The organism is Alkaliphilus peptidifermentans DSM 18978 (assembly GCF_900101495.1).
Lineage (GTDB): Bacteria > Bacillota > Clostridia > Peptostreptococcales > Natronincolaceae > Alkaliphilus_C > Alkaliphilus_C peptidifermentans.
On record NZ_FMUS01000004.1, the window covers coordinates 72,608 to 85,537 of the forward strand.

Genomic DNA, 12,930 nt, shown 5'->3' on the forward strand with positions numbered 1-12,930 from the left:
TATTTAGTAAAAAGCATAATTCAAAAATCAAATAATGAGAATTATGCAATTTCCTCATTTAACTATTTATGTAGGTTCCTATTGAGTCTCCTAAAACAACCCTTGTAATGTTTTGAGGTTCATCTATTCCAAAAACCTTTATTGGAATTCTGTTATCCATACAAAGAGATGTTGCAGTTGAATCCATAACCTTAAGCCCCAGCTTTAAAACATCTAAGTAAGTTAACTGGTTGAATTTTTTAGCTTCTGGATTTGTGTTGGGGTCGGAATCATAAACTCCATCAACTTTCTTAGCAAGCAATATAACCTCCGCCTCAATTTCTGCTGCTCTTAATGCTGCTGTAGTATCAGTTGAAAAATATGGATTTCCTGTTCCTGCTGCAAATATTATAACACGTCCCTTTTCTAAATGCCTTATTGCTCTTCTCCTAATATATGGTTCTGCTATTTGTCTCATTTCAATAGCAGTTTGAACCCTAGTCATTACATCTAGATTTTCTAAGGCATCCTGAAGTGCCAATCCATTAATAACAGTTGCAAGCATTCCCATATAATCTGCTGTTGTACGGTCCATTCCTTCACCACTTCTACCCCGCCAGAAATTTCCTCCACCTACTACCACAGCAACCTCTACCCCCATTGCTCTAACGTCTTTAATCTCTTTAGCAATGTTATTAATAGTATCAGTGTCTAATCCAAAACCCTGCTTTCCAGCTAATGCTTCACCACTTATTTTGAGTAACACTCTCTTATATATGGGCTTAGTCATATTGAAACCCTCCATTTTATTTATTTCTACACCTGAAATGAAAATCCTTTATTTTCCTTTATAATCAATTTATAAAATATCAAATAAATTTTACATTTATTTATTTTCACCCGTAATAATTAAATCGATTCCATTTATATATAAATTTAAAGCTATTTTTATTATAAAGGAGAACACTAAAGTGTTCTCCTCAGACTGTTAAAAATCCTACATCTTCTTCGTTACTGCAAAAACCCAGCACCCTTACGTATTACGTATACGCTGCAGCCGCTGGGTTTTCTTGCGCCTTGAATCTGCAGAATTTTAAACAGTCTGGTTATTGTTGACTTTTTCAACAACCTCGGGAACACAAAAATGTTCTCTTTATTATTGTCCTAGTTGCTTTGCAACTTCTTCTGCAAAATTCTCTTCCTTCTTTTCTAATCCTTCTCCAACTTCAAATCTTACAAATCTTCTTATAGAAATGTTCTCTCCAATTTTAGCTATTTTTTCAGTTAATAAATCACTAATTGAAAGATCAGGGTTCTTAACAAAAGGTTGCTCTAGTAAGCAGACTTCCTTATAGTATTTTTCAATACGTCCTTCAACCATCTTATCTACTATTTTTTCAGGCTTTCCTTCATTTAACGCCTGCTTTCTTAATATTTCTTTTTCCTTTTCTATGTTATCGGTAGGTACTTCTTCTCTTCTTACATATAACGGATTTGAAGCTGCGATTTGCATAGCAACATCCTTAACAAAATCCTTAAATTCTTGATTTTTAGCTACGAAGTCAGTCTCAGAGTTAACTTCAACTAAAACACCAATTCTTCCACCATGTATGTATGACTCTACTAAACCCTCTGCTGCAATTCTTCCAGCTTTTTTAGCAACTGCTGCTAACCCTTTTTCCCTTAAAACCTCCATAGCCTTTTCCATATTTCCATTTGTATCTGTTAAAGCCTTTTTACAGTCCATCATTCCTGCTCCGGTTTTTTCTCTAAGTTCCTTTACCATTCCTGCAGTTATACTCATATATTTTGCCTCCTCATTCAATATAATAAAGGTAAGGGAGCAAGGGACAACCCCTTTCAACCCTTACCTCGTATTTCTTTTATTCTTCAGTTTGCTCCCCTTGTTTACCTTCTAACACAGCATTAGCCATAGTAGCAGTAAGTAGCTTGACCGCTCGAATTGCATCATCATTTCCTGGGATGACATAGTCAACTTCATCGGGATCACAATTAGTATCTACAATTGAGATAACAGGTATACCAATTTTATGGGCTTCCTTGATAGCTATTCTTTCTTTTCTTGGATCTACAACGAAAAGGGCCTCTGGTAATTCTGTCATATTCTTAATTCCACCTAAGAATTTTTCAAGCCTTTCCATTTCATGTCTAAGCTTAATAACTTCCTTCTTTGGTAGGACTTCAAAAGTACCATCCTCTTCCATTTTCTCAAGCTCATGAAGACGATTAATTCTAATTTTGATGGTTTTGTAATTGGTTAGCATACCACCTAACCATCTTTGATTTACAAAGTACATACCGCATCTTTTAGCCTCTTCTTCAATTGCCTCTTGTGCTTGTTTTTTAGTACCAACAAAAAGAATGTTTTTTCCTTCTGCAGCTATTTCCTTCATAATACTGTAGGCTTCTTCTACCTTCTTCACAGTCTTTTGTAGGTCAATAATATAGATACCATTTCTTTCTGTAAAGATATACTCTGCCATTTTAGGATTCCATCTTCTTGTTTGATGTCCAAAATGAACACCTGCTTCTAAAAGTTGTTTCATTGAAATTACTGACATTAATCGACACCTCCTTTAGTTTTTCCTCCATCCTTTTCATTTCTACTCAGAACCATTGGCACTACCGAGTAAATCAAAGGATGTGTGTTTTAATCACCTCTAGTATTTTAACACAGAGTTATTTATGAAGCAACAATTTTTTTTAAAATTTCATAAATAATTGCATTTTAACATCTTTTATTCATCTCTACTAATAGTTGTTAATATGCTAATAATGTCATCATAAGAGCTTCCAACTGGAATTTTTTTATATCCTATTCGGAACTTAGTAGTAACCTTTTTCGTTATAGAATAGTCTATAAAAGCATTAATATCATCTACAGCTCCTGCTTCATTAAGAGACTTGGCAATCTGTTGTGTCGTCATTCCATTGGTGATATATACTTCATAAAAACCTTCATCATTTTCTAGATCCTTCTCATCAATATTATTATTCTCAACAAAATCTTCTTCATTAATACCTTCATCTTCAATTATTTTATTATCCTGTTTCTCAGTAAGCTCCACACTTTTAAGCTGACCAATGCCTTTTTCCATATCATTTTCATCCTGCTGATTTTTTAAAGTGATAGCTGTTTCATGCTGATTGCCTTGAAAAATAATATTAATGGAGGCCGTTATTATCATTCCTATTCCAATTCCAATTATTAAACTAAGTATGCAAAACCTTTTCAAGAGTATCCACCTCATTTCACCAGTTTGATTACCATTTCAACTTCACGAACACTTTTATTAAGCTTTCTGGCTATCACATCTGGTGTGTCTCCCTCTTGATACAGCTGAATAATGTTATTATTTCGTTGAATAAACATGTTATAATTCAACGTCTGATTAAAGGGCTCTTCTTCATCCACCACAATATTACCCAAAGTATTAGTTTTATTATTTTTATTGTAAAGCTCAAAGAGGTTAAGAATATCATTCTTAACCTGTAGAATATCGCTACGCATATTACTTATTTCGTGCATTATCCTTTCCTGATCAAGCGTTTCATGGTCTTGAATCTTATGAAGTCCCATAATAGGAGTATTATATGTAACCTCTGTTTGATCTCTACTACTGGACTTTATTATTGTAATTAAAGCAGCCAAAACTATAATACCACCTATTATTATAATGATTGTATTGTAATCCATAATGCACCTCTTATATCATAATATCTAGTTTTGTTCCAATACCAGTGTTCCTATTACATTCCTTTTCAATTTCTTCCTTTGAGCTCTTTCTTCTTTTTTTATTATCTTCATTTTTCTTACTAGAATTTTTATCTTTTTCTTTATTAGCAATTGCTTTATGCTTGGTTTCCTCTGTATTGGTAGTTCTTTGAAGATTTTTTTTAACTTCAGCTTGTATTTTGTTCTCGATATAATGGTTTGTATCCTTCGGTCGATGAACATCATTTTGCTTATCCTTTGATTCCCTTATGGTATTTGCATAAGTGAGATGAAAATCTATAGGTTTTACTGACATAGTAGTACCCCCTATCTTTCATATGGACCAATAACTACATCGCCTTCTTTTTTATATAAAGTACAATTTGAAAGCTCATCATTAAAGTGCCTTGTTACATTTAAAATTACTACCTTCACTCCAGGGTATAGCTTATCTGAAACATGTATCTTACCCCGGGTAGCGCTTTGAATTTTAGCCTCTAATAAATTATAATCTTCTGTTAATTTTTCATATTTATTTTTTAAGAACTCATAGGTTTTAATTGACTTAACATAAATCTCTTCCTTTGCCTTTGGAAGGGGAGATGTTTTTGCCATTCGTGCTAATAAATCTATGGTTTTTTTCAGATTAGACATGTTTTTTTCTATTTCGGCCATTTCTGTTTTCAGTGATTCAAGGGCAGCTCTTTCCTCTGGGTCGGCACCTACCTCAATTTTAGTAAAGGTGCCCATATGGGAGCCAATAATTTTAGCCCTAAGCTCTTCACCTGCTCTAATATCTCCCCCCACCACAAGGGATTTTTTACCCACCAATAATATCTTTCCTTTTGCTACAATTTCGCTATGTAAAATACAATCTGCTTGTAGATTGCCATAGCATTTTATTTTTGCATTTTCAATATATTTTGCTATAAGGTTACCTTTACTTTCCAAGTAACACTGATAATTTCCTTGTACTCCTCTATTTAGTAATATATCTCCCTTTGCCATAAGGGTTGCACCTTCAACAACACCATGAACTTCTATATTTCCTTCAGCTTTAATTATAAATCCAGATTTAACATTTCCTTTAACTACAACAGACCCATTAAAATCTATATTGCCTGTTGAATTATCCACATTTCCAATGATATTATAGACTTCACTGACAGTTACTTTTCCGTCCTCTATACTAACCTGTCCATCTGTTGAAGCATAAAGTTTTAAGCCATCTTCACCTTCAATAGTATTTTTTCCAGGCTTAAATCGAGCTTCTTTTCCTTTTTTGGGTTTAATCTCTTTTCCAAAAATATCAAAACCTAATACTCCCTCTGTAGGAGGAATCATCTCCGCCAATAAATCTCCCTTATTCACGTTCTTTATAAGGTTAAGATGCTTATGATCAACTGTACCATCTTCTAGAATAACTGGCTTGAATGCTTTACTTATATCGAATTTATATATAACTTTTCCATCAATTCCGTTGACTGCCTCTTTCCCTTTAGCAATAGGTACGAATATTTCCATTAGCTTCTTATCAATTAAGTAAACCAATTGTTCTTCATTTATTCCGTAATTTATGCCATATTCACTTAACTCCTGCTTTAAGGTATCAATAGTAAATAATTTTCCACCTAAAGGCTTAGTTAAAGCAATTCTGGCCTCCATTCGATCTTTGCTAATCTCATATTTTACAGTACTGTCTATTAATTCTTCATTCTGTGGAGGTGCTATTAGGACATTTATTCTTTCCTTTACTGCCATTGTAATTTTAAGCAGATCATGGTCTTTAATGTTCTTAGCTTTAACATAGGCTATAATGTCCTCCACAAGATGCTGTTCACTAGCCTCATTTTTATTAATAACATTAAGATAAACTCCATCTTCACGATATTCAATAAGGTAGGATGAATTACCATCAGAGTCATCTTCAATCACCTTTTTATCAAGTAAGGCTATAATATCATCATTTATAATAGTCTCTACTGTGGAAGCCATTTCATTTATTAAGTTATCTGGATTTTTAGGCGTAAGTTTAAGCTTTACAAATCCTTTTTTAAACAAAAACTGCTTCTTTTCTTCGATAATTTCAATATCAACTTCATCTTTAGTTAAGCTTAGCTGTATCAATCCCTTAGACAATGCATCGTTATAATCCGTGCCTTCTATAAAAATATGTTGATTTTCCACTCCCTTAACCCCCTTACATAACTAAATTAATCATTGTGTTCTTACTATATTAATTTACCTTTAAGCCTTGATATAGCCTTAGAATGTAGCTGTGAAACTCGAGATTCTGAAATATTTAAAACAACACCTATCTCCCTATAGGTTAATTCATCGTAATAATACAATGAAATTACTTGTCTTTCTCTCTCTGGTAGCTGCTCAATAGTGTCTTTTAAAATTTCTTTAATTTCATCTCCACACACAATGTTTTCCGGTAAATTTTCTACCTCATCAGATATACTTTTGAAGTTACCTTCTGATAGCTGCTCTTCTAGAGAAACAATGTTTAAGTTGCTAATTTGCTGAAGGATTGAGTGAAATTCTTTAATAGTCATTCCCAACTCTATGGATACTTCTCTATCAGTAGCACTTCTTCCTAGGGAATTTTCAAGCTTTCTATATGCTGCTTCAACAGCTTTAACTTTTTGTCTTATAGACCTTGGAATCCAATCCAAGTTTCTTAGGTGATCAACAATTGCGCCACGTATTCTTATTTGTGCATAGGTCTCGAACTTAACATTTTTTTCTAACTCAAACTTTTCAATCGCATCTAATAGACCAAAAATACCATAGCTAACTAAGTCTTCGTACTCAACAGTGTTTCCATATGTTGTAGAAAGACGACCAGCAACAATTTTCACTAGTTCGACGTACTCCTCTACTAGGCAATGTTTAGCATTTATATCATTATTTTTTTTATATTTTTGCCATAGGCTGAAGTTATCCATTGTTAACCTCCTGGCTGGTGATTCAACTAAATTGTCTTAACACCATATCCTATTGTTTTTACTAGTAAATCTCCTGTTTCAGAGTAAAACTCTATTGTTCTACCATGGTTTCCACCTGTATCTTCTGCTAAAATTGATATTCTATACTTCTCTAGTATTTCTTTTGTAGCAATGGTATTTCTATAACCAATTTTCATTAAATCGCCACCATTATTGCCAAATGAAAACATTTGGGCTCCTCCAGCTATTTTTGCTGTAAGTCTTCCCATTGATGCGCCTCTTTTTAACATGTCTTTAATCAATACTTCAATGGCTGTATCAGCAAATTTCGCTAGGTTTGAATTGTTTTTGATTTGAGTGCTTGAAGGAAGCATAATATGGGCTAAGCCAGCTATTTTTTTATGCCTATCATATAATGCTATTCCAACACAGGATCCTAAACCAAGGGTTGTTAAAATATCTGGTTCTTCTACTACTTGTAAATCTGCCATTCCAACTTTAATAACTTTTTGCATTTAGCCATACACTCCTAAACTCTGCAATAGTTTATCGAAGGAGTCACTATCAGGAATTAAGAAAAAATTACCCTTAACGTGATTACTGCCTTCCTTCAATATAGTTTCGATAAGCACTACTTTATCACTGGTTTGTGAAAACTGGATTGCAGGAACACTTAGAATAGCACCTGCCATATCAATACATAGTGAAGGAATCGATAACTTCATGGTTAAACCAGTTAGTGCAGACAGCGAAGAAATATACGAACCTGACAAAATATTTCCTACCTCCTGCAGAGCTGAGCGATCCATCTCATCCAATTCTCCTGAAAAATCCTCTCTACCCATGAGAATACTAGTTAATATTTTTGATGAAGCAATATCTAGCAGAAACATTATATTCCCTGATATATCTCCATCAACTTCAAAGTATATGCCTGCTACCACCATCTCTTCTCCACCGAGAATAGCTGCTACATCTTCAAAGGCTAGAATCTGAATAATAGGCACATCCATATCTATACGTTTATTTATCAATTTAGCAAGGGCAGATGCAGCATTTCCAGAGCCGATATTTCCTATTTCACGTAATACATCAAGATGAATATTATTTAAGTCTTCAATAGTAAATGTCATGGTTGGTATCACCTACCTATTCTGATAAATCTATACCTAAAATTTTAAGTATATCTACAATAATAATCATTCGCTCTTCTACCTTACCAATTCCACTAATGTAATCATCTTCAAAGGTATTTACAAAGTTTGATGTGTTATCAATTGTCTCATTTTCTATAGTCAAAACCTCTGATGAGCTGTCAACAAGGAGGCCCAGCATCATTTCTTCAACAGATAGAATGATTATTCTTGTCTCATTAGTAATCGGCTTTTCATTGAAATTAAACCTCTTTCCTAAGTCAACAACTGGTACAACATCACCCCTAAGGTTAATTACGCCATTTACATAGTGGGGTGCATTTGGCACTCTTGTTATTTCTGTTACCTTTTCTATGGTTTCTACATAAGAAATTGGTATACCATAATTTTCGTTTTCTAATTTAAAAATTACATATTGATTATTATTTTCTATATTATTACTCATGCTATCTCACCCCCTAAAAAAAGAATTAGTATCAACAATCAAAGCAACAGATCCATTTCCTAATATTGTTGCTCCTGCAATGGCTTTAACATTTGATAAGTATTTTCCAAGAGATTTTATAACAATCTCTTGCTGACCAATTAAGTGATCTACTATTATTCCTGCTGTCTTTTCACCCTTCTTAACTATAACAACTATATAATCATCTGAATCCTGATGGTTGGCATCAACCTGAAGCAGATTTGATAGTCGTAGAATAGGTAAGGTGTTATTCCTATATAAAACTACTTCATTGTTTTGTACCTTCCTTATAGTATCTGCTGATATAGTAGTTATTTCTTTAATAGTATTAAGAGGTATTGCATACTTCTCTGGGCCAACATTAATCAATAGAGCTTGAATGATTGCAAGGGTTAATGGTAATCTAATAATGAATTTAGTTCCTTCACCTTTTCTATTGTCAACCTCCACGACTCCCCCAAGGGATTCGATTTTGGTCTTAACTACATCCAAACCAACACCTCTCCCGGATATATCTGTAATTTTATTGACTGTACTAAATCCTGGATTGAATAGTAAATTAATTGCCTCAGAATCATCCATAATTTGACTTTGTTGAAGGGTGATTAATCCTCGTTCAATGCCCTTGGCCTTAACCTTCTCGATGTCTATTCCTTTACCGTCATCTTCTACCTCTATTACAACACTGTTACCATCTGGATAGGCAATTAGCTTTACAGTACCATTTTTAGGCTTTCCTGCCATTAACCTTACCTCTGGTTCTTCAACTCCATGATCTATTGAGTTCCTTATTAGATGGATTAGGGGGTCTCCAATTTCATCGATAACTGTACGATCTACCTCTGTTTCTTCCCCTGACATAATTAGTGAAATTTCTTTTCCTAAATCCTTAGCTAAATCACGGACCATTCTTGGGAATCTATTGAATACCCTTTCAATTGGTACCATTCTAACCTTCATAACTGCATCATGTAGACTAGTTGTTATTCTTTCAAGATACTCAATTGCCTCATGCATGCTTTGTCCATTTCCAGAGTCATCTATATCCTCTAGTCTTGTTTTGATAATAATTAGTTCACTTACTAGATTCATAAGGTTGTCCAGTCTATCGATATCGACTCTAACAGTTTTCCCTGTTTTAGCCTTCTTAGATTTACCCTCATCGCTTTTGCTGGCTATTACATTTTCAGTAACGCCATCATCCTCAAGACTGTCATTTATACTTATATCATTATTTTCTACATTTTTAATTGAATAGTTTTCTTCAAGACTTGTAATTTCAATGTTTTCTATTTCTGATATGCTTTTAAGCTCTCTCTCTAATATTTTATTATCTGATTTGGTAATAACAATAAGCTCAAAGCTTAAATCAAATCTTTCATCCTCAATATCCTCTATACTAGGGTTAGAGTGAACGATTTCAGTAAGCTTTTCAAGACTATTAATTATTATATATGCCCTAGCAGATTTCAGCATACACTTGCTATCTAAGGTTATTTTCACAAAATAGGCATTCAACTCTTGCTGTAAAGCCTTTTTTATTACGCTATGTACATATTCATTTAGTTCTATACCTAACTTATTATTCTCTATACTATATTTAGTTTCAACGGTTCTTTCATTAATTCCATTTAATCTTAAGTCTTCTAGCTTCTTAACTATTTCCTGCGATGTATTTTCGCCTTCTGTTCCACTACCTTCAATTTCTGTTATGTATTTATCCAATTCGTCAAAACATAGGAAGAGCAGGTCTATTATTCCTGAACTCATCTTCAACTCCCCACTTCTTACCAAATGAAGGGCGCTTTCCATTTCATGGGTCAATTGAGCAAGATTATTATAACCCATTGTGCTGGACATGCCCTTTAAAGTATGGGCAATTCTGAAAATTTCATTTAACTTGCTGATTTCTTCAGTATCATTTTCCATTTGTAATAATATTTGATTCATGCTTTGCAGGTGTTCCTTTGACTCTTCAATAAAAATATCCAAATACTGATTCATATCCATATTATAGCACCTCCAACCTATTTAATATTGCATTTGCAATTTTATTCAACGGTACAATTTCATCAACAACACCTATTTTAACTGCGCTCTTTGGCATACCATACACAACGCAGCTTTCTTCGTCTTGAGCAATTACAGGAGCATTCTTCCTATCCTTTAGTTCCTTTAAGCCCATTGCGCCGTCAGAGCCCATTCCAGTCATAATAACTGCCAATACCTTTTCCTGCTGTAATTCAGCAACTGAGTTAAACATTACATCAACCGACGGTCTATGACCAGATACAGGATCACTATTACTTAATCGTATATAACACTCATTTACTCTCTTTTCAATCTCTAAATGCTGGTCTCCAGGTGCTACATAGGCTACTCCTGGTAGAATTTTTTCGCCGTTTTCAGCTTCTTTAACTGTTATTTGAGAAATGGTATCTAATCTTTCAGCTAGGGAGCGAGTAAATCCTGGTGGCATATGCTGAACTATTAGTATTGACGCAGGTATATCTGCAGGTAATAACGGAATAACAGCCTGTAATGCTTTAGGTCCACCTGTTGAAGTTCCTATTGTAATAATCCTATTTTTTGATGAAGACTTACGTCTTGTACCTATTTTGTAAATGATGGATTCACTAATAATACCTTCATCTGTGAACTTCTTCAGAATCTTTGCTTTTGCTGCTGCTTTTATTTTATCTGTTAATTCCCACTTCATCTCCTCGGCATTAATATGAAAGACACTGGATGGTTTTTGAATAAAATCTACTGCTCCCAAATCTAAAGCAGTCATTGTGGCTTCCGCTCCATCAGCAGTTAAGCTACTCAACATCACTACTGGCAATGGATTATTCTTCATAATGAATTTTAAAGCCTCAATTCCATTCATGATGGGCATTTCTACATCCATTGTTATAATGTCTGGTTGTAAGCTCTTCCTCTTTTCTATTGCCTCATTTCCATTTCTTGCAAAGCCAACAACCATTAGGTTAGGATCACTATTTATTATGTCTGTCAATATTTTTCTCATAAAGGCTGAATCATCAACTATAAGGACTTTTATTAGGTCTTTACTATGGGTCATCTAAATCAATCCTTTTTTTCTAAGTATTCTCTGTTTTTCAAAAATAAATGATATTATATTATTCCTAACACTTTCGCTAATATCTTGAAATTTTATACCCAGCTCATATTCATTAGTAATTGGATTTTTAATAGACCGAATTACATCACCAACTGTAGTAACATATTCTCCATCCTTAAGATAAATATCACATTCAAGTAAAACCCCTTCAGTGTAACCTGCTTTACTAATTACCTTCATACCCCCACCACTAAGGTCCTTTGCAATACACTCAACCTTCTTATCTTCATCTAGATTACGTATAACCACCTTTAAAATAACATCCAGCCTGAAGAAAAATCTTCTTTGAGTTTTTACAGGTTCTGTGATAGGTTCGACGGCATATATTAAAATTCTACTTTGTTTCTTATGTTTAATTTCGGCAACAAAACTGAATATTCCTTTTTCTTCTCGATAAAAAATAATCTTTATTTGTTGACCCTCTAAAAGGGGATATGGTGTTCCTTTTCTAATAGGATTACTTATATAAATTTTTTTATCTTTAATATCAAGGATTTGACTTACTATAAAATGCTTATTCCTATTTTTAAAATTAGTTAGTTCAACTTCGATTTTTTCTCCTACCTTCAATTCTGTAATTAAATTCAAATCCATCACCCCTATCTAAAAAGACTTATTACCTTATGAAAGAAACCTTTAGTGGTAAATGAAACTTCTTCCTTAACATACTCATTAATTAGTTTAAGTGCAATTACTTCAACATTCTTACTAACCAAGCTATTAGGATACTGTAGTATAAAAGGTTTTTGCATTTTTACAGCTCTAGATACAACGATGTCATCAGCAAGAAACCCTAATTTTTCAATTTGTACATTTAAAAATTTTTCGCATGCATTTTTTAGCTTTTCAAATGCAACCTTTCCTTCATTAACACTTTCTACTCTGTTTATTAGTAGTTTTAGTTTTTTGCCTTCTTCTCTTTTTCCTATTGTTTTAATCATGGCATAAGCATCGGTTATTGCTGTAGGCTCAGGTGTGCAAACTACAACTACTTCTTCAGCTGCCAATGCAAAGGATAAAACACTTGTTGAAAGGCCTGCACCTGTATCAATTAAGATAATATCTGCATAATCGTTAATTCCTTGAAATTTTTCAATTAAATATTGAAGTTTCTCCTGAGTTAAATCTATAAGGGCAGTAATTCCTGAACCACCTGATATTATTTTTATACCATTAGGCCCCGGAATCATTACATCCATCAACTCTTTTTTACCATTAACGACATCAGCTAATGTATATTTAGGTACTGCTCCTAAAACAACATCTATATTGGCTAGTCCTAAATCAGCATCAAAGATAACAACTTTTTTATTCTGCATACTAAGGGCTATGGCTAAGTTAAGGGTAAAATTGGTTTTCCCTACTCCACCCTTTCCACTTGTTATGCATATTATTCGAGCCTGTTTTTCAGCCTGTTTTTCAGCCTCTTTTTCAATTATAGGTTTGCTTTTGTTTTGATAAATCAGTTCTCTTAATCTCGCAGCTTGATCCTTCAT

Annotated in this window: 15 protein-coding genes; all 15 read right to left on the reverse strand. The window is 33.6% G+C overall.

Going from position 1 to position 12,930, the window contains the following annotated elements; all coding sequences use genetic code 11:
• Positions 1-58 precede the first annotated feature (58 nt).
• Positions 59-769, reverse strand: coding sequence for a UMP kinase (gene pyrH, locus BLP68_RS04225; RefSeq protein WP_091540409.1), 711 nt, complete (start codon positions 767-769; stop codon positions 59-61).
• Between the two features lie 366 nt (positions 770-1,135).
• Positions 1,136-1,783: a translation elongation factor Ts gene (tsf, locus tag BLP68_RS04230; protein ID WP_091540411.1), complete on the reverse strand. Its 648-nt coding sequence runs from the start codon at positions 1,781-1,783 to the stop codon at positions 1,136-1,138.
• A 79-nt stretch (positions 1,784-1,862) separates the two neighbouring features.
• Positions 1,863-2,561, reverse strand: a complete 699-nt coding sequence (rpsB, locus tag BLP68_RS04235) for a 30S ribosomal protein S2 (RefSeq protein ID WP_091540413.1) — start codon at positions 2,559-2,561, stop codon at positions 1,863-1,865.
• Between the two features lie 177 nt (positions 2,562-2,738).
• On the reverse strand, positions 2,739-3,236 hold the full coding sequence (locus BLP68_RS04240; protein WP_091540416.1) for a hypothetical protein: 498 nt from the start codon (positions 3,234-3,236) through the stop codon (positions 2,739-2,741).
• An 11-nt stretch (positions 3,237-3,247) separates the two neighbouring features.
• A complete protein-coding gene (locus BLP68_RS04245) occupies positions 3,248-3,697 on the reverse strand; it encodes a TraB/GumN family protein (RefSeq protein ID WP_091540419.1) in 450 nt (149 codons plus the stop codon).
• A gap of 10 nt (positions 3,698-3,707) precedes the next feature.
• Positions 3,708-4,031, reverse strand: coding sequence for a hypothetical protein (locus BLP68_RS04250; RefSeq protein WP_091540420.1), 324 nt, complete (start codon positions 4,029-4,031; stop codon positions 3,708-3,710).
• 11 nt (positions 4,032-4,042) lie between these two features.
• A complete protein-coding gene (locus BLP68_RS04255) occupies positions 4,043-5,902 on the reverse strand; it encodes a FapA family protein (protein WP_091540423.1) in 1,860 nt (619 codons plus the stop codon).
• Between the two features lie 44 nt (positions 5,903-5,946).
• Positions 5,947-6,669 carry a FliA/WhiG family RNA polymerase sigma factor gene (locus tag BLP68_RS04260; RefSeq protein ID WP_091540426.1) on the reverse strand — a complete coding sequence of 241 codons (723 nt, stop codon included), beginning with the start codon at positions 6,667-6,669 and terminating at the stop codon, positions 5,947-5,949.
• 26 nt (positions 6,670-6,695) lie between these two features.
• Positions 6,696-7,184 carry a chemotaxis protein CheD gene (locus BLP68_RS04265; protein ID WP_091540428.1) on the reverse strand — a complete coding sequence of 163 codons (489 nt, stop codon included), beginning with the start codon at positions 7,182-7,184 and terminating at the stop codon, positions 6,696-6,698.
• Positions 7,185-7,802 (reverse strand): chemotaxis protein CheC, encoded by a 618-nt coding sequence (locus tag BLP68_RS04270; RefSeq protein ID WP_091540430.1) that lies wholly within the window; start codon positions 7,800-7,802, stop codon positions 7,185-7,187. It abuts the gene before it with no gap.
• Between the two features lie 16 nt (positions 7,803-7,818).
• On the reverse strand, positions 7,819-8,268 hold the full coding sequence (locus BLP68_RS04275; protein WP_091540432.1) for a chemotaxis protein CheW: 450 nt from the start codon (positions 8,266-8,268) through the stop codon (positions 7,819-7,821).
• Between the two features lie 6 nt (positions 8,269-8,274).
• Positions 8,275-10,299, reverse strand: a complete 2,025-nt coding sequence (locus BLP68_RS04280; protein WP_091540434.1) for a chemotaxis protein CheA — start codon at positions 10,297-10,299, stop codon at positions 8,275-8,277.
• Between the two features lies 1 nt (position 10,300).
• Positions 10,301-11,374 carry a protein-glutamate methylesterase/protein-glutamine glutaminase gene (locus BLP68_RS04285; RefSeq protein ID WP_091540436.1) on the reverse strand — a complete coding sequence of 358 codons (1,074 nt, stop codon included), beginning with the start codon at positions 11,372-11,374 and terminating at the stop codon, positions 10,301-10,303.
• Positions 11,375-12,022: a flagellar brake protein gene (locus BLP68_RS04290; protein WP_176758864.1), complete on the reverse strand. Its 648-nt coding sequence runs from the start codon at positions 12,020-12,022 to the stop codon at positions 11,375-11,377. It lies immediately after the preceding gene.
• An 11-nt stretch (positions 12,023-12,033) separates the two neighbouring features.
• Entirely contained in the window at positions 12,034-12,930 is an 897-nt protein-coding gene (locus tag BLP68_RS04295) for a MinD/ParA family protein (protein ID WP_091540440.1), read from the reverse strand.

Bases quoted from the DNA above. Each gene is read 5' to 3' on its own strand.
- pyrH (WP_091540409.1), bottom strand. From the start codon at position 769: ATGACTAAGCCCATATATAAGAGAGTGTTACTCAAAATAAGTGGTGAA.
- tsf (WP_091540411.1), bottom strand. From the start codon at position 1,783: ATGAGTATAACTGCAGGAATGGTAAAGGAACTTAGAGAAAAAACCGGA.
- rpsB (WP_091540413.1), bottom strand. From the start codon at position 2,561: ATGTCAGTAATTTCAATGAAACAACTTTTAGAAGCAGGTGTTCATTTT.
- BLP68_RS04245 (WP_091540419.1), bottom strand. From the start codon at position 3,697: ATGGATTACAATACAATCATTATAATAATAGGTGGTATTATAGTTTTG.
- BLP68_RS04250 (WP_091540420.1), bottom strand. From the start codon at position 4,031: ATGTCAGTAAAACCTATAGATTTTCATCTCACTTATGCAAATACCATA.
- BLP68_RS04260 (WP_091540426.1), bottom strand. From the start codon at position 6,669: ATGGATAACTTCAGCCTATGGCAAAAATATAAAAAAAATAATGATATA.
- BLP68_RS04265 (WP_091540428.1), bottom strand. From the start codon at position 7,184: ATGCAAAAAGTTATTAAAGTTGGAATGGCAGATTTACAAGTAGTAGAA.
- BLP68_RS04270 (WP_091540430.1), bottom strand. From the start codon at position 7,802: ATGACATTTACTATTGAAGACTTAAATAATATTCATCTTGATGTATTA.
- BLP68_RS04275 (WP_091540432.1), bottom strand. From the start codon at position 8,268: ATGAGTAATAATATAGAAAATAATAATCAATATGTAATTTTTAAATTA.
- BLP68_RS04280 (WP_091540434.1), bottom strand. From the start codon at position 10,299: ATGGATATGAATCAGTATTTGGATATTTTTATTGAAGAGTCAAAGGAA.
- BLP68_RS04285 (WP_091540436.1), bottom strand. From the start codon at position 11,374: ATGACCCATAGTAAAGACCTAATAAAAGTCCTTATAGTTGATGATTCA.
- BLP68_RS04295 (WP_091540440.1), bottom strand. From the start codon at position 12,930: ATGAAGGATCAAGCTGCGAGATTAAGAGAACTGATTTATCAAAACAAA.